The organism is Burkholderia sola (assembly GCF_905400185.1).
In the GTDB taxonomy this organism is placed as follows: domain Bacteria; phylum Pseudomonadota; class Gammaproteobacteria; order Burkholderiales; family Burkholderiaceae; genus Burkholderia; species Burkholderia sola.
Genome location: NZ_FR989675.1, coordinates 1,051,905 through 1,067,505, shown reverse-complemented (window position 1 = coordinate 1,067,505; position 15,601 = coordinate 1,051,905). Strand labels below are relative to the sequence as shown.

Below are 15,601 nucleotides of genomic sequence, written 5' to 3'. Positions count from 1 at the left end.
CGGGCCGGCCTTCATCGACAGGAGCCGCGATGCGTTTCAAGGCACCCGACCTCGCGACCGCACAGCATTGGGCCAACGTGCTCCAGGTGGCCGGCATCGGTTGTGAGCTGCACAACTGCTATGCGACCGGCGCGCTCGGCGGCCTGCCCGCCGATGCGTGCACGCCCGAACTGTGGCTCGACGACGAACGCGACGACGCGCTCGCCCGTCGGCTCCTCGATGCCGCGTCGCACGGCCCGTCGGCCGGCGCGGCACCCTGGCGCTGCCGGCAGTGCGGCGAAGCGCTGGAAGCGCAATTCACCGCGTGCTGGCAATGCGGCGCCGTGCGCGACCCGCTCGACGACTGAACGCACTGCCCCGACGCACAGCGAAAAGGCCGGCATCGAGCCGGCCTTCTCATTTTGGCGAGCGCTGGGCTAGCGCATCACTCACGATACCCACACGGCCAGCGTCAGCATCAGCAGCAGGATCATCCACAGGATCACCGCGCGCCACACGAGGCCAACCGCCGACTGCAGCGTGCGCGGCGTGCAATCGTCACCGACCGTCAACGGACCGCTGTCGCCGACCGCCAGCGCATCGAGGCTCGACGGCTCCGCGAGCGGCCCCGCGAGACGCGCGCCGAGCGCGCCGCTGCCCGCGGCCAGCAATACGCCGTCGTTCGGGTCGGGCCACTGGCGCGTATGGTTGCGCCACGCATAGATCGCATCCTCGAAGTTACCGACGATCGCGAAGCCGAGCGCCGTCAGGCGCGACGGAATCCAGTCGATCACGAAGAATGCGCGCTGCGCGAACGTCGAGAACGCGGCCGTGCGGTCGTCGCCCGGCGTCGACCAGCTGCGCGCGAGGTATTCGGAAATCCGGTACAGCACGGCGCCGGCCGGGCCGATCGGCAGCACGTACCAGAAGAACACGCCGAACACGTGCCGATGCGACGCGACGACCGCGTGGATCAGCGTATGGCGGACGATTTCGCCGACCGGCATGTCGACCGTGTCGATGCCCGTCCACTCGTGCAGGATTTCGCGCGCACGCGGCACGTCGTCGTTGTTGAGCGCGAGATGGATATCGGTGAAGTAGTGGCTGAACTGGCGGAAGCCGAGCGTGAAATACACGACGGCGACGTTCCACAGGAACGCGAGCACGAAGCTCACCTTGTACAGCAGGAAATAGATCAGCGCGACGATCAGCACCCACGGCAGCACGACCGCGAGCCAGGCGAGGAGCCCATGCTTCTGCTTGCCGGCGTCGAGGCCATGCGCGACGGTTTCCGCATGAAACTGGAACAGTGCGAACACCGGATTGCTCGGCGACAACGCGCGGACCTGTTCGATGATGAGAGCGAGGAGAACCGAAAAGAAAGTCATGCGTGGCGCCGTCTTCGGAGTTATGTCATTTTTTGCATAACGATAGCACAGCGTCAGCCGCGCATGGCTGCCGGCGCGGTCGCCGGGCAGCCGCTCGCGCGCGCCGGCCGGCGCGCCCGCCTAACCGGCCGCCAAGAAGCGATACAGATTGCGAAACATGGCGGCAGTTGCGCCCCAGATGAAGTAATGCCCGTCCGGTTCGTCGTTCGGGTAAGGCATGGCAAAAAAACGACGCTCGCCGCCTTCCCACCGGAACACGCGGATCTGATGGTTCGCGGGATTCATCACGAACGCGAGCGGCACTTCAAAAATCTCGGCGACTTCGAACGTGTCGGCCTGCACGGTGAACGGCGGATGCACGAGGCCGACGACCGGCGTCACGCAGAAACCCGTGCCGGTCAGGTAGTCGGGCAGCGCGCCGAGAATCTCGACGCGTTCGGCGGCCAGCCCGATCTCTTCTTTCGCCTCGCGCAACGCGGTGGCGGTCGCGTCGTGGTCGAACGGCTCGCGACGGCCGCCGGGAAAGCTGATCTGTCCGGCGTGGTCGTTCAGGTGATCGGCGCGTTGCGTCAGCAGCACGGTGAGGCCCGACTCGCGGACGATGAGCGGCACGAGGACGGCCGCGCTACGCGGATCGACGCCTTCCTGCAGCCTCGCTTCGCCGGGTTCGACGCTCCACTCGAGCGTGCGCGCGAAGCGTTCTCGCAGGCCGGACGGCGTCATTAGCCTGGAATCGATGACAGGCAGGCCGGCGCCGGTGCCTTCGACCGGCAATACTTCGGGATCGATGATGGGGCGGCGATTCAATGGGGCTCTCGGGTTCGTGTCGTATCGAGCATATTGTCGCGCCAGAATGAAAAAAGCACCCGGTTGGGTGCTTTTTCCTTACAGCTCTTACTCTTGGGAAGCTGCTGCGGCGCGATCCTTCGACACCAGCTTTTCCTTGATACGAGCCGACTTGCCCGAACGCTCGCGCAGGTAGTACAGCTTCGCACGACGCACATCACCGCGACGCTTCACGACGATGCTTGCCAGCAGCGGCGAGTACGTCTGGAACGTACGCTCGACGCCTTCGCCCGACGAGATCTTGCGGACGATGAAGTTCGAGTTCAGACCACGATTGCGAATCGCGATCACGACGCCTTCGTAAGCCTGAACGCGCTTGCGGTTACCTTCAACCACGTTCACGTTCACGATCACCGTGTCGCCCGGGGCGAAATCGGGGATGGTCTTGCCGGCGAGCGCGCGCTCGATCTCTTCCTGCTCAAGTTTTGCGATCAGATTCATTACTGACTCCTTATGCCATCGTGTCGGCGTTCACACCCGCCTGCTTCCAGGCCTGGCCCCGATAGAGGATGGATTCACATCAGGCGCCGCACACGCATGTACGGCACCGCCAATTCCCGCTCGCGCAGCCGCCTCAGGAGGCGTCCTTCGCTTCGCGTGCGAGGTTCGCGAGCCACGCCTCGTCGGCCCGGCTCAGCAACTTCTCGCGGCGCGCCCGGACGATCAGGTCCGGCCGCTTCCGCAACGTATTCCTCAATGCTTCCTGGCGCCGCCACTTCTCGATCTCGGCATGATGCCCGCCGAGCAGCACGTCCGGCACGCGCACGCCGTCGTATTCCTCGGGGCGCGTGTAGTGCGGACAATCGAGCAGGCCGTCCGCGAAGCTGTCCTGCACGGCCGACAGCGAATCGTTCAGCACGCCGGGCAGCAACCGCACGACCGCATCCATCATCGCCATCGCCGGCAATTCGCCGCCCGACAGCACGAAATCGCCGAGGCTGATTTCCTCGTCGACGCAACGGTCGAGCAGGCGCTGGTCGATCGCCTCATAGCGACCGCACAGCACGACGACGCCGGGTTCCTGCGCCATCCGCACCGCCCGATCGTGCGTGAGCGGCGCGCCTTGCGGCGACATCATCACGACGCGCGTGCTCGCGATGCCCTGCTCCGCCTGCGCCGCTTTCGCGGCGTCGATCGCGGCTTCGAGCGGCCTGGCCAGCATCACCATGCCCGGACCGCCGCCGTACGGACGATCGTCGACCGTGCGGTAGTTGTCCGTCGTGAAATCACGCGGGTTCCAGGTGCGCAGCCCGAAGCGCCCCTGCTTCACGGCCCGGCTGGTGATTCCCCAGTCGGTCAGTGCACGGAACATCTCGGGAAAGAGCGTGACGACGTCGAACTGCACCGCGCTCTCGGTAACCTGGTTCATTTCAGTAATCGGCTTCCCAGTCGACGACGATGCGACGCGCCGCCTGATCCACCGTTTTGACGTAGACGCCGACGAACGGAATCAATCGCTCGTCGGTGGTCGGCTGACCGTCTTTACCGGTTGCCGGATACTCGACACGCATGATCGAATGCACGCCGTTGTCGATCATCCCGCTCACCTTCCCGAGCGCCACCGATTGCTCGTTGACGACCTCGAGACCGATCAGGTCGACCCAATAGAATTCGTCCGCGGCCAGTGCCGGGAAATCTTCCCGGCGCACGAACACGCGAAAGCCGCGCATGAACAGCGCGGCATCGCGGTCGCTGACGCCCGCGGGTTGCGCAACGACAGTATCGCTGTGCGTCTTCGACTGCATGATGCGGACGGAAAGCCGCTCCGCACCGCGTTCCAGCCACCAGCGACGCGCGTTGAGCAGCGCGTCGCCGCCGCGACCGGCATCGGCATGCGTCGCCACCTTGACCCAGCCCTTCAGGCCGTAGGCGTCGACCACCGCCCCGACCTCGACGGCATCGTCGGGCCAGGCTTGCGTCGCGTCGGGACTGCCTGGTTCGGCAGCCTGACCGGCGTTCGCGACCGCGTCGCGCTCGACCGGCTTGCGGACGAATGCGCCGAATGACGCACGCCCGCGCCTTGCATTACCGGAATCGTGACCCGCCATCAATGCACCTCACAGCCGGCACGACCGGCACACCGTGCCATTAGGCAGCCGGTTGCGCCTTTTGCGCTTCCTTCACCAGACGCTGGACGGTCGGCGACAGTTGCGCGCCAACGCCTTGCCAGTACGTCAGGCGATCCTGAGCGATACGCAGCGATTCGCCCTTCGTGGCGACCGGGTTGTAGAAGCCGACGCGTTCGATGAAGCGGCCGTCACGACGGTTGCGCGAATCGGTAGCAACGATGTTGTAGAACGGGCGCTTCTTCGAGCCGCCACGAGCCAGACGGATGATAACCATATGATGTCCTTCGGGAAAACCGGGTTCGAAACTACTGAAACACGCGATTATAGCCGGAAACCAGAGGTACAACAAACACTTACGCGTAAAAATCCGCGGACGGCCCGTCCGCCGGGCATACAATCGTCGTGTCCAGGATGCTACCGACCGTCATGCCGCCTCTTCGCGCCGCCCCGATGCGCCGCGTGCAGCACCTGTTCGCGGCGCTGCTTGCCGGCCTCGCCTGCCTCGCGTCGGCCCCGGCGTTTGCCGCGCCGCTGCCTGTGAACGAACTCGTCGTGCCGCCCGGCTTCCATGTGGACGTGCTGACCGACGCCGTCCCGGCCGCACGGGAAATGGCGTGGTCGCCGCGCGGCATCCTGTATGTCGGCACGCGGGACGGCCGCGTCCACGCACTGGTGATGCACGAGGGCCGGATCAGCGCACGCTACGTGATCGCGTCCGGGCTCGACATGCCCGTCGGGGTGGCCTACCTCGACGGCGCCCTTTATATATCCGCCGTGTCGCGCATCCTGCGCGTCGATCATATCGACGACCGGCTCGCGAAACCGCCCGCGCCCGTCGTCGTGACCGACGCACTGCCGACCGATCACCATCACGGCTGGAAATTCATCGCGTTCGGCCCCGACGGCAAGCTGTACGTGCCGATCGGCGCACCGTGCAACGTCTGCCTCGCCGATCGCAGCCGCTACGCGATCATCGCGCGGATGAACGCCGACGGCAGCGGGCGTGAAGTGGTCGCGCGCGGCATACGCAACACGGTCGGCTTTGCATGGCACCCGGATTCGGGCGAGCTCTGGTTCACCGACAACGGGCGCGACCTGATGGGCGACGACGTACCGGACGACAAGCTGAACCGCGCGCCGCGCGCCGGCCTCGACTTCGGTTTTCCATACTGCCACGGCGGCGATACGCCCGACCCCGAATTCGGCAGCGCCGACGCGTGCCGACGTTATGTGCCGCCGGTCCTGAAACTCGGTGCGCACGTCGCGGCGCTCGGGATGCGCTTCTACACCGGGCCGATGTTTCCGGCGTCGTATCGCAATAACGTCTTCATTGCCGAACACGGCTCGTGGAACCGCCGCACGAAGGTCGGCTACCGCGTGATGCGCGTGGTCGTCTCGGCGGACGGCAGCCATGCTCGTCAAACGCCGTTCGTCACGGGCTGGCTGCGGCCCGACGGCACGGCATGGGGACGCCCGGCCGATGTATTGCCGCTGCCGGACGGTTCTCTGCTCGTCAGCGACGATTACGCGGGCGCGATCTACCGCGTGACGTATGCGGCACCCTGACGCACGCGAGGGGTGACCGGCCCCGACCGGGCATCGTAGAATGCGTGCCGGGCCGCGCGCCCGCGCCGGCCCGCCGGCCCCGCCCATGCCAACGACACTACGCCGCCATCCATGTCCAGCAGCACCGCATCGCCCCGCCGCTTCCGCTCCAAGACGCTCACCGCCGCCCTCGCGTTCCTGCTCGGGTCGATCGGCGCGCATCGCTTCTATCTGTACGGCTTTCGCGACGTATACGGCTGGGCCCACCTGCTCGCGACGATCGTCGGCATCCCGGGCTTCCTGCTGCTTGCCGCAACCCAGCGCAGCGCCGGCCTCGGCTGGTGGCTCGCGGTGCCCGGTGCAATCTCGCTGCTGGCGGCGTTCCTCGCCGCACTCGTCTACGGGCTGCGCCCCGATGAAAAATGGGATGCGCAATTCAACGCCGACACCGGCAAGCAGAGCCAGTCGGGCTGGACCGTGATCTTCGTCGTGATCTTCTCGCTGCTGATCGGTGCGTTCCTGTTGATGACCGCACTCGCGCTGTCGTTCCAGACGTACTTCGAATCGCAGGTTGAAGCGGCCAAGCAGATTTCGCAGTAAGCACGACCAATACGGTCGATACGGCCCACCGGCGACTGCGTTGCTCGCCGGTCAGAACAGGTTCAACTGCATGTCGTCGCGCGATTTCGCGCCAGCTGCACGAACCGCGACGCGTGGCGCCGGCGCCCCGGCGGCAGGCGCACCGCGGAACCGCGACAGATCGAGGATGCCGTTCGTGCGTTCGTTCAACCCGAGCCGCTTGACGGCCTGACGGAAGCGCTGCCGCAGCAGGTCGGCCCAGATCCCCTCGCCCTTCATCCGTTTCGAGAAATCCGAGTCGTAATCCTTGCCGCCGCGCATGTCGCGCACGCGATTCATCACGCGCTCCGCGCGATCGGGAAAATGCGCGGCAAGCCACTGCTTGAACAGCGGCGCGACCTCCCACGGCAACCTCAGGACGATGTAGCTCGCATGCGTCGCACCGGCTTCCGCGCAGGCCTCCAGCACGTGCTCCACGTCGGGCTCGGTCACGAACGGAATCACCGGTGCAATGCTCACGCCGACCGGCACGCCCGCATCGCGCAGCGCACGGATCGTGCGCAACCGCCGCGCCGGCGTGGCCGCGCGCGGCTCGAGCGTGCGCGCCAGTTCGGCATCGAGCGTCGTGATCGTGACCGCCGCCATCACCTGCCCGCGTTCGGCCATCGGCGCGAGCAGGTCGAGATCGCGCTCGATCAGCGACGACTTCGTGATCGCCGCGAACGGCAGCCCGCGGTCGTGCATCACCTGGATCACGCTGCGCGTGATGCGCAGGTCGCGCTCGACCGGCTGGTACGCGTCGGTGTTGACGCCGAGCGCGATCGGCTCCGGCACGTAGCGCTTGCGCGAAATCTCGCGCTCGAGCAGTTCGGCTGCATTGACCTTCGCGTAGATGCGGCTTTCGAAATCGAGCCCCGGCGACAGCCCGAGGTAGCTGTGCGTCGGCCGCGCGAAGCAATAGATACAGCCGTGCTCGCAGCCGCGATACGGATTGAGCGACACGCTGAACGGAATATCGGGCGACTGGTTGCGCGTCAGGATGCTCTTCGCCCGCTCCTCGAAGACCTGCGTGCGCAGCGGCGCGGGGAAATCGGCATCGTCGGACGCGTGCGTCCAGCCGTCGTCCACCGCTTCGCGCTGCGCGATTTCATACCGCCCCTGCAGGTTGTCGACCGCGCCGCGCCCCTTGCGGGGCACGGGCGGCGCTACCGGAAATTCGTTGTCGGACCGATCGTCCATGTGCCCACCCATTCGCCTGCGCCCAATACTGTACATTTATACAGTATTGGGCGCAGCATGCCAAGGGTGGGATAAAGGGCCCGACGACGGGCCGCCTAGCGTCACTCGCCGACCGCAATCGTCAGCGTTTCCTTGATTTCCTCCATCACGACATAGCTCTTCGACTGCACGGCGCCGGGCAACTGCAGCAGGATGTCGCCGAGCAGTTTCCGGTAGTCGGCCATCTCGCCGATCCGCGCCTTGATCAGGTAGTCGAAATCGCCGGAGACGAGATGGCATTCGAGCACCTCGTCGATCTTCATCACTTCCCGGCGGAACTGCTCGAACATGTTGCCGCCCTTGTGGCCGAGCGTGATCTCGACGAACACCAGCAGCGCGGCATCCAGCTGATGCGGGTCGACCCGCGCGTGATAGCCGGTGATCACGCCGTCGCGCTCCATGCGCCGCACGCGCTCGATGCACGGCGTGACGGTCAGTCCGACCTGTTCCGCGAGGTCCTTCATCGCCATCCGGCCGTCGTCCTGGAGCAGTTTCAGGATGCGCCGGTCGAGCTTGTCGAGCGTACGTACGGGCTGACGTTGCGTTCTCATTTGTTTATGCTGAAAACCAGAAAAATACAATAACAAAAACTGCACATTCGACAATACCATAGCGCAAAAAACTAGATCAGCTAGAGGTTACACGGAGCCGCAGGTGCGCCCGGCCTCGACCTGGTTCCTTCCATCTGGAGCAGCTATGCGAGTCGTCATTCTGGGCAGCGGTGTAGTGGGCGTGGCAAGCGCGTATTACCTTGCGCGCGCCGGTCATGAAGTCACGGTGATCGACCGGGAAGCCGGCCCGGCGCTGGAGACGAGCTTCGCGAACGCAGGCCAGATCTCTCCCGGCTATGCGGCACCGTGGGCCGCGCCCGGCGTGCCGCTGAAGGCCGTCAAGTGGATGTTCGAAAAGCATGCGCCGCTCGCGATCCGTCTCGACGGCACGCGCTTCCAACTCCAGTGGATGGTTCAGATGCTGCGCAACTGCACGGCCGAGCGCTATGCAGTCAACAAGGGCCGCATGGTCCGTCTCGCCGAATACAGCCGCGACTGCCTGCAGGCGCTGCGCGCCGATACCGGCATCGAATACGAAGGCCGCACGGGCGGCACGCTGCAACTGTTCCGCACGCAGCAGCAACTCGACGGCGCGGCGAAGGACATCGCCGTGCTGCAGGAAGCGAACGTGCCGTTCGAACTGCTGTCGCCGGCCGAACTGAAGCATGCCGAACCGGCGCTCGCCGCCGTCTCGCACAAGCTGACGGGCGGCCTGCGCCTGCCGGGCGACGAAACCGGCGATTGCCAGCTGTTCACGACGCGCCTCGCCGCGCTCGCCGAATCGCTCGGCGTCAAGTTCCGCTACAACACGCCGATCGATGCGCTCGCGATCGCGGGCGGCAAGATCGCCGGCGTGCAGTGCGGCAGCGAGACGGTGCGTGCCGACGCGTACGTCGTCGCGCTCGGCTCGTACTCGACCCGCTTCATCTCCCACCTGATGAAGATTCCCGTCTATCCGCTCAAGGGCTATTCGATCACCGCGCCGATCGTCAACGAAGCCGCCGCGCCGGTGTCGACCGTGCTCGACGAGACCTACAAGATCGCGATCACGCGCTTCGACCAGCGCATCCGCGTCGGCGGCATGGCGGAAATCGTCGGCTTCGACAAGACGCTGCGCGCGGCGCGCCGCGAAACGCTCGAGATGTGCGTGAACGACCTGTTCCCGGGCGGCGGCGACACGTCGAAGGCCACGTTCTGGACGGGCCTGCGCCCGATGACGCCGGACGGCACGCCGATCGTCGGCCGCACGCCGGTGTCGAACCTGTTCCTGAACACCGGCCACGGCACGCTCGGCTGGACGATGTCGTGCGGCTCGGGCCAACTGCTCGCGGACCTGATCTCGGGCAAGATGCCCGCGATCCAGGCCGACGACCTGTCGGTGCATCGTTACCTGAAGGACGTGCCCGGCCAGACGCGCCCGGCCTACGCGTAAACCGGAACGGCCCGCTGCGATGCGGGCCGATTGCATCAACGAGAAAGGCGCCCGAGGGCGCTTTTCTCGTTTTGGCGACTGCGACTCGACTGCGAGTGGCCACTCGGCACGACGCTTCAGTCGACGCGCGCATGCACGCGTCGTCCGTTAAACGAATCGACGTTACCCGCCGTGCCTGCGCGACGATATGTTCGGCGCGGCACGGTACGAGCGCGAATCGTCCGGACGAGCGATATCCGCTCCTCATTCAACGACCACACAACGAAAAAAGGGGCGCTCGTCGCGCCCCTCTTCTTGTGTGCTTACCGCTGAAGCGTCACGCCGCGTCAGCCGAGCTCGCTCACGAGCTCCGGCACGAGCGAGAACAGATCGCCGACAAGGCCGTAGTCGGCCACGCTGAAGATCGGTGCTTCGGGATCCTTGTTGATCGCGACGATCACCTTCGAATCCTTCATGCCGGCCAGGTGCTGGATCGCACCCGAGATGCCGACCGCGATGTACAACTGCGGCGCGACGATCTTGCCGGTCTGGCCGACCTGGTAGTCGTTCGGCACGTAGCCGGCGTCGACTGCCGCGCGCGAGGCGCCGAGCGCTGCGGACAGCTTGTCGGCCAGCGGCTCCAGCACCTTCGTGTAGTTCTCGCCGCTGCCCAGACCGCGGCCGCCCGACACGATGATGCTCGCCGACGTCAGTTCCGGACGGTCCAGCTTCGTCACTTCACGGCTCACGAACTGCGACTTGCCGGCGTCGGCTGCCGCTTCGATCTTGTCGACCGATGCGCTGCCGCCTTCCGCCGCCACCGGATCGAAACCCGTCGCACGCACCGTGATCACCTTGATCGGATCGCTCGACTGCACCGTCGCGATCGCGTTGCCCGCGTAGATCGGACGCTCGAACGTATCGGCCGAATCGACCGCCGTGATGTCCGAGATCTGTGCGACGTCCAGCTTCGCGGCGATGCGCGGCGCGATGTTCTTGCCGTAGGCCGTCGCCGGCGCGAGGATGTGCGAGTAGTCCTTCGCGATGTTCAGCGCGGTCGCTTCAACGTTTTCCGCCAGGCCTTCGGCCAGTTGCGGCGCGTCGGCCAGCAGCACCTTCGAAACGCCCGCGATTTTCGCTGCCGCATCGGCCGCCGCTTGCGCGTTGTGGCCCGCGACCAGCACGTGGATGTCGCCGCCGACGAATTTGCCAACTTCGGCCGCCGCCGCCACCGTGTTCAGCGTCGCGGCCTTGATCGACGCGTTGTCGTGTTCTGCAATCACCAGAATCGTCATTTCTTTGCGCTCCCTCTTACAGCACCTTGGCTTCGGTCTTCAGCTTCTCGACCAGCGTCTTCACGTCCGGCACCTTCACGCCGGCCGCGCGCTTCGGCGGCTCGACCACCTTCAGCGTCTTCAGACGCGGCGCGACGTCCACACCGAGGTCTTCCGGCTTCACGGTTTCCAGCGGCTTCTTCTTCGCCTTCATGATGTTCGGCAGCGTCACGTAGCGCGGCTCGTTCAGGCGCAGGTCGGTCGTGACCACCGCCGGCAGCGTCAGCGACAGCGTTTCCGCGCCGCCGTCGACTTCCCGCGCAACGGTTGCCTTGCCGTCGGCGATCGTCACCTTCGACGCGAACGTCGCTTGCGGCAGACCTGCCAGCGCGGCCAGCATCTGCCCCGTCTGGTTCGAATCGTCGTCGATCGCCTGCTTGCCGAGGATCACCAGCTGCGGCTGCTCCTTGTCGACCAGCGCCTTCAGGATCTTCGCGACGGCCAGCGGCTCGACGCTGTCGTTCGATTCGACGAGGATCGCGCGATCCGCGCCGATCGCCAGCGCCGTGCGCAGCGTTTCCTGCGCTTGCGTGACACCCACCGACACCGCGATCACTTCGGTCGCGACGCCCGCTTCCTTGAGGCGCACCGCTTCTTCCACCGCGATTTCGTCGAACGGGTTCATCGACATCTTCACGTTCGCGATGTCGACGCCCGTGTTGTCCGACTTCACGCGGACCTTCACGTTGTAATCGACCACTCTTTTCACTGGCACCAGGATTTTCATGCACACGCTCCAAAGTTACGAATACGACCAGAGGCCATTTTATAGCGCGGCCTCATGACTGCGCGGCCAGGCGGACCCAACCATGATGGTTGTCGAGGATACCGCTTCTTGGCGACGCGCCAATGATAGCGAACGGTCGTTCTATTTTAAAAGAGAAAAAACCCGGACGCAAAGCCCGGGTTTTCGATCATCGACTCTAATCCCGCCGGGCGTCCGTGCGCTGCCGGTTACCAGGCGGCAATGACCGCGCCGCCGAACTTGCCTTCGATGAACTGCTTCACGTCGGCCGAGTGATACGCGGCGATCAGCTTCGCGACCCACGGCTTGTTCCGGTCCGCCTCGCGGATCGCGAGGATGTTCGCGTACGGGCCGTTCGGGCCCTCGATCGCGATCGCGTCCTGTTTCGGTTTCAACCCCGCTTCCATCGCGTAGTTGGTATTGATCGCGGCCGCGTCGACGTCGCCGAGCGAACGCGGAATCTGCGCGGCATCGAGTTCGACGATCTTCAGCTTGCGCGGATTGTCGACGATATCGAGCGGCGTCGCCTTCAGCCCCGCATCCGCGCGCAGCTTCAGCAGCCCCTGCTTCTGCAGCAACAGCAGCGCGCGGCCGCCGTTGGTCGGATCGTTCGGCACCGCGACGCGCGCGCCCGGCTTCAGTTCGGCCAGCGACTTCACGCGCTTCGAATAGATGCCCATCGGGAACGTGACGGTGTCCGCGACCTTGAGCAGCTTGTAGCCGCGATCCTTCACCTGCGCCTGCAGATACGGATCGTGCTGGTAGCTGTTCGCGTCGAGGTCGCCCGACGCGAGCGCGGCGTTCGGCTGCACGTAATCGGAGAATTCGACGATGCGGATCTCCAGGCCGTCCTTCGCCGCGACCTTCTTCACCACTTCCATGATCTGCGCGTGCGGGCCGCCCGTCACGCCGACCTTGATGGTTTCGGCCTGCGCATGCGCGCCCGCGAACAGTGCGGCCGCGCCCAGCGCCGCCGCGAACTTGAGCATGAAGCGTCGTTGCATCGTTTCTCCCCTATCGGATCGGTTTGGTTTTATTTGTGGCTGAGCCGGCGCACCAGCCAGTCGCCGAACGATTGCACGATCTGCACGAACACGATCAGGATTGCGACGACCGTCCACATCACTTCGGGCAGATAGCGCTGGTAACCGTAGCGGATCCCGAGATCGCCGAGCCCGCCGCCGCCGATCGCGCCCGCCATCGCCGAATAGCCGACCAGCGACACGAACGTGATCGTCAGGCCCGCGACGATGCCCGGCAGCGATTCGGGCAGCAGCACCTTGAAGACGATCTGCGACGTGGTCGCGCCCATCGATTGCGCGGCCTCGATCAGCCCGCGGTCGACTTCGCGCAGCGCCGTTTCGACGAGACGCGCGATGAACGGCGCGGACGCGAGCGTCAGCGGCACGACCGCCGCGGCCGTGCCGATCGACGAACCCGTGACGAGCCGCGTGAACGGAATCACCGCGACCAGCAGGATGATGAACGGCGTCGAGCGGACGGCATTCACGATGCCGCCGAGCACGCGATTCACCGCGAGGTTCTGCAGCACGCCCTGGCGGTCGGTCAGGTAGAGCAGCACGCCGAGCGGCAGGCCGACGAGCGCGCCGACCGCCCCGGCGATGCCGACCATGATCAGCGTCTCCCAGAACGACTGCACGAACATATCGAACATCTCACTCAACATACGAAAGCTCCTCTACCACCACACCTTGCTCGCGCAGGAACGCGAGCGCCTGCCCGACCTTGCCCGGCTCGCCGCCCGCGAGCACCGCGAGCGAACCGAATGCCTGCCCCTGGATCTCGTCGATCTGGCCGTGCAGGATGTTGAAATCGAGTTCGTACCGGCGGATCGTCTCCGACAGGATCGGCTGGTCGACCCCCGAGCCCGTGAACGCGAGCCGCAGCAGATGCCCGCGGCCCGTCTTCAGCCGCTCGGCCACGCGCGCCTTCAGCGCGGGCGGCAGTTCCTGCGCGATCACGTCGCCGATCAGCGCGCGCGTCACTTCGTGGTGCGGCTGCAGAAACACGTCGATCACGCGGCCTTCCTCGACCACGCGACCCGCATCGAGCACCGCGACGCGATCGCAGACCTGCTTGATCACTTCCATCTGGTGCGTGATCAGCACGATGGTCAGGCCGAGCTCGCGGTTGATGCGCTTCAGCAGATCGAGGATCGAGCGCGTGGTTTCGGGGTCGAGCGCGGACGTCGCTTCGTCCGACAGCAGCACCTTCGGCTGGCTCGCCAGCGCGCGGGCGATACCGACGCGCTGCTTCTGCCCGCCGCTGATCTGCGCCGGATAGCGATCCTTCTGCGCGGACAGCCCGACCAGGTCGAGCAGCGGCAGCACGGCGGCCTCGATGTCGGCACGACTCGCGCCGGCCAGCTCGAGCGGCAGCGCGACGTTGTCGAACACCGTGCGCGACGACAGCAGGTTGAAGTGCTGGAAGATCATGCCGATCTCGCGGCGCGCTTCGCGCAGCGCGCCGGCCGACAGCAGCGTGAGATCGCGCCCGCCGACGACGACATTGCCTTCGGTCGGCCGCGTCAGCAGGTTGATGGTGCGCACGAGCGTGCTCTTGCCGGCGCCGCTTCGGCCGATGATGCCGAACACCTCGCCTTGCGGGATCGTCAGGTTGACGTTGTGCAACGCTTCGACCCAGCCGCCCGGGCCGGGGAAACGCTGCGAAAGATTGCGTAATTCGATCATGTAAACAAAATGGCGGCCGGCCGGCGAGTTGGCCCGCCAGTCGGCCGCCGATGCATCTGGAATAGCCGGCGATTTTACCGCAAACCCCTCATTCCACTTAATAATCGATTTCGATCTTTTCATAACCAGACGAAATTAGAGGGGCGCTGCTGGGCCCGCGCCGGAGGGCCGCGACTATGATCGCGAAACGCACATGCCAACGACCAGGAGACACGCCCGATGAGCACCACCACCCCGCGGGCCGCCGCGCCCGCCACCGCCGGGTCGGTACCTTCGGCGCCCGCGCCGCGCATGGGCCGCCTGCGTACCGCGGACGGGCTCGAACTGGCGTCGTACCGCTGGCCGGCCGGCGACGGCGCCGCGCCGCCGCACGCGACGATCGCGCTGGTGCACGGCCTCGCCGAACACGCGGGCCGCTATGCCGCGCTCGCCGGCCGGCTGAACGCAGCGGGCATCGACGTGCTGGCGATCGATCTGCGCGGGCATGGCCAGTCGCCCGGCACGCGCGTGTGGGTCGACCGTTTCGACGGCTACCTGAACGACGCGGATGCGCTGGTCGCCGAAGCCGCGCGCGGCGATGCGCCGCTGTTCCTGATGGGGCACAGCATGGGCGGCGCGGTCGCGGCGCTCTACGCGATCGAACGCGCACCCGCCCGCGGCCACGCGCTGGCGGGCCTCGTGCTGTCGAGCCCGGCGCTTGCGCCAGGGCGCGACGTGCCGCGCTGGATGCTCGCGGTCAGCCGCGTCATCAGCCGTGTGTGGCCCTCCTTCCCCGCGATCAGGATCGACGCGGCCCTGCTGTCGCGCGATCCGGCCATCGTCGCGGCCAATCGCGCCGATCCGCTCGTGCATCACGGCGCAGTGCCCGCCCGCACCGGCGCGGAGATTCTCGACGCGATGGCGCGCATCGAAGCCGGCCGCGGCGCGCTGCGCGTCCCGGTGCTCGTCTATCACGGCACCGAGGACAAGCTGACCGAACCCGACGGCAGCCGTTCGTTCGGCGCACGCGTCGGCTCGCCCGATCGTACGCTGACGCTGTACGAGGGCGGCTTCCACGAAACGATGAACGATCTCGAACGCGACCGCGTGATCGACGCGCTGATCGCGTGGATTCACGCGCGCGTGCCGGCGCGCTGAGCGCGCCCTGACCGGCCGGTCGAGCGGG

At 66.2% G+C, this 15,601-nt stretch carries 18 protein-coding genes; 5 read left to right on the top strand and 13 right to left on the bottom strand.

Annotation, left to right across the window (positions count from 1 at the left end; all coding sequences use genetic code 11):
• Positions 1 to 29 precede the first annotated feature (29 nt).
• Positions 30 to 347: a putative signal transducing protein gene (locus tag KR541_RS04985; protein WP_011351362.1), complete on the top strand. Its 318-nt coding sequence runs from the start codon at positions 30 to 32 to the stop codon at positions 345 to 347.
• An 81-nt stretch (positions 348 to 428) separates the two neighbouring features.
• Here KR541_RS04985 and KR541_RS04980 read toward each other — a convergent pair whose 3' ends face one another.
• From KR541_RS04980 to rpsP, 6 genes are all read right to left on the bottom strand, one after another.
• Positions 429 to 1,367 (bottom strand): CobD/CbiB family protein, encoded by a 939-nt coding sequence (locus KR541_RS04980; protein WP_050011514.1) that lies wholly within the window; start codon positions 1,365 to 1,367, stop codon positions 429 to 431.
• A gap of 120 nt (positions 1,368 to 1,487) precedes the next feature.
• Complete coding sequence (locus KR541_RS04975; RefSeq protein WP_089488263.1) at positions 1,488 to 2,174, bottom strand: CoA pyrophosphatase; 687 nt, start codon at positions 2,172 to 2,174, stop codon at positions 1,488 to 1,490.
• Between the two features lie 87 nt (positions 2,175 to 2,261).
• Complete coding sequence (rplS, locus tag KR541_RS04970) at positions 2,262 to 2,654, bottom strand: 50S ribosomal protein L19 (protein WP_006486838.1); 393 nt, start codon at positions 2,652 to 2,654, stop codon at positions 2,262 to 2,264.
• A 133-nt stretch (positions 2,655 to 2,787) separates the two neighbouring features.
• Positions 2,788 to 3,582, bottom strand: a complete 795-nt coding sequence (gene trmD, locus KR541_RS04965) for a tRNA (guanosine(37)-N1)-methyltransferase TrmD (protein WP_006476548.1) — start codon at positions 3,580 to 3,582, stop codon at positions 2,788 to 2,790.
• Position 3,583: 1 nt separating this feature from the next.
• On the bottom strand, positions 3,584 to 4,261 hold the full coding sequence (rimM, locus tag KR541_RS04960; protein WP_050011517.1) for a ribosome maturation factor RimM: 678 nt from the start codon (positions 4,259 to 4,261) through the stop codon (positions 3,584 to 3,586).
• 40 nt (positions 4,262 to 4,301) lie between these two features.
• Positions 4,302 to 4,556, bottom strand: coding sequence for a 30S ribosomal protein S16 (gene rpsP / locus KR541_RS04955; RefSeq protein WP_006476550.1), 255 nt, complete (start codon positions 4,554 to 4,556; stop codon positions 4,302 to 4,304).
• A 152-nt stretch (positions 4,557 to 4,708) separates the two neighbouring features.
• Here rpsP and KR541_RS04950 point away from each other — a divergent pair, with 152 nt between their 5' ends.
• Positions 4,709 to 5,848 (top strand): PQQ-dependent sugar dehydrogenase, encoded by a 1,140-nt coding sequence (locus tag KR541_RS04950; protein WP_050011521.1) that lies wholly within the window; start codon positions 4,709 to 4,711, stop codon positions 5,846 to 5,848.
• 111 nt (positions 5,849 to 5,959) lie between these two features.
• Complete coding sequence (locus KR541_RS04945; RefSeq protein ID WP_050011523.1) at positions 5,960 to 6,427, top strand: NINE protein; 468 nt, start codon at positions 5,960 to 5,962, stop codon at positions 6,425 to 6,427.
• Positions 6,428 to 6,478: 51 nt separating this feature from the next.
• Here the strand turns inward: KR541_RS04945 and KR541_RS04940 are convergent, their stop codons facing one another.
• Both KR541_RS04940 and KR541_RS04935 read right to left on the bottom strand, forming a co-directional pair.
• Positions 6,479 to 7,657 carry a PA0069 family radical SAM protein gene (locus KR541_RS04940; RefSeq protein ID WP_050011524.1) on the bottom strand — a complete coding sequence of 393 codons (1,179 nt, stop codon included), beginning with the start codon at positions 7,655 to 7,657 and terminating at the stop codon, positions 6,479 to 6,481.
• Positions 7,658 to 7,746: 89 nt separating this feature from the next.
• A complete protein-coding gene (locus KR541_RS04935; protein ID WP_050011526.1) occupies positions 7,747 to 8,235 on the bottom strand; it encodes a winged helix-turn-helix transcriptional regulator in 489 nt (162 codons plus the stop codon).
• Between the two features lie 145 nt (positions 8,236 to 8,380).
• On the opposite strand from KR541_RS04935, the gene KR541_RS04930 reads away from it, so the two are divergent.
• Positions 8,381 to 9,667, top strand: a complete 1,287-nt coding sequence (locus KR541_RS04930) for a D-amino acid dehydrogenase (RefSeq protein WP_050011527.1) — start codon at positions 8,381 to 8,383, stop codon at positions 9,665 to 9,667.
• 326 nt (positions 9,668 to 9,993) lie between these two features.
• On the opposite strand, the gene KR541_RS04925 is transcribed toward KR541_RS04930, so the two are convergent.
• The 5 genes from KR541_RS04925 to KR541_RS04905 form a co-directional block, all read right to left on the bottom strand.
• A complete protein-coding gene (locus KR541_RS04925; protein WP_050011528.1) occupies positions 9,994 to 10,941 on the bottom strand; it encodes an electron transfer flavoprotein subunit alpha/FixB family protein in 948 nt (315 codons plus the stop codon).
• 16 nt (positions 10,942 to 10,957) lie between these two features.
• Positions 10,958 to 11,707 (bottom strand): electron transfer flavoprotein subunit beta/FixA family protein, encoded by a 750-nt coding sequence (locus tag KR541_RS04920; protein WP_014897713.1) that lies wholly within the window; start codon positions 11,705 to 11,707, stop codon positions 10,958 to 10,960.
• A 227-nt stretch (positions 11,708 to 11,934) separates the two neighbouring features.
• Positions 11,935 to 12,729 carry a MetQ/NlpA family ABC transporter substrate-binding protein gene (locus KR541_RS04915; RefSeq protein ID WP_089488260.1) on the bottom strand — a complete coding sequence of 265 codons (795 nt, stop codon included), beginning with the start codon at positions 12,727 to 12,729 and terminating at the stop codon, positions 11,935 to 11,937.
• Positions 12,730 to 12,758: 29 nt separating this feature from the next.
• Positions 12,759 to 13,412, bottom strand: a complete 654-nt coding sequence (locus KR541_RS04910) for a methionine ABC transporter permease (protein WP_204383726.1) — start codon at positions 13,410 to 13,412, stop codon at positions 12,759 to 12,761.
• The gene (locus KR541_RS04905; RefSeq protein WP_050011531.1) at positions 13,402 to 14,436 is read right to left on the bottom strand and encodes a methionine ABC transporter ATP-binding protein; all 1,035 of its coding nucleotides are present in this window, start codon (positions 14,434 to 14,436) and stop codon (positions 13,402 to 13,404) included. The genes KR541_RS04910 and KR541_RS04905 overlap by 11 nt, the downstream gene beginning before the upstream one ends.
• Positions 14,437 to 14,655: 219 nt before the next feature.
• On the opposite strand from KR541_RS04905, the gene KR541_RS04900 reads away from it, so the two are divergent.
• The gene (locus KR541_RS04900; protein ID WP_050011532.1) at positions 14,656 to 15,573 is read left to right on the top strand and encodes an alpha/beta hydrolase; all 918 of its coding nucleotides are present in this window, start codon (positions 14,656 to 14,658) and stop codon (positions 15,571 to 15,573) included.
• The last annotated feature ends 28 nt before the right edge of the window (positions 15,574 to 15,601 follow it).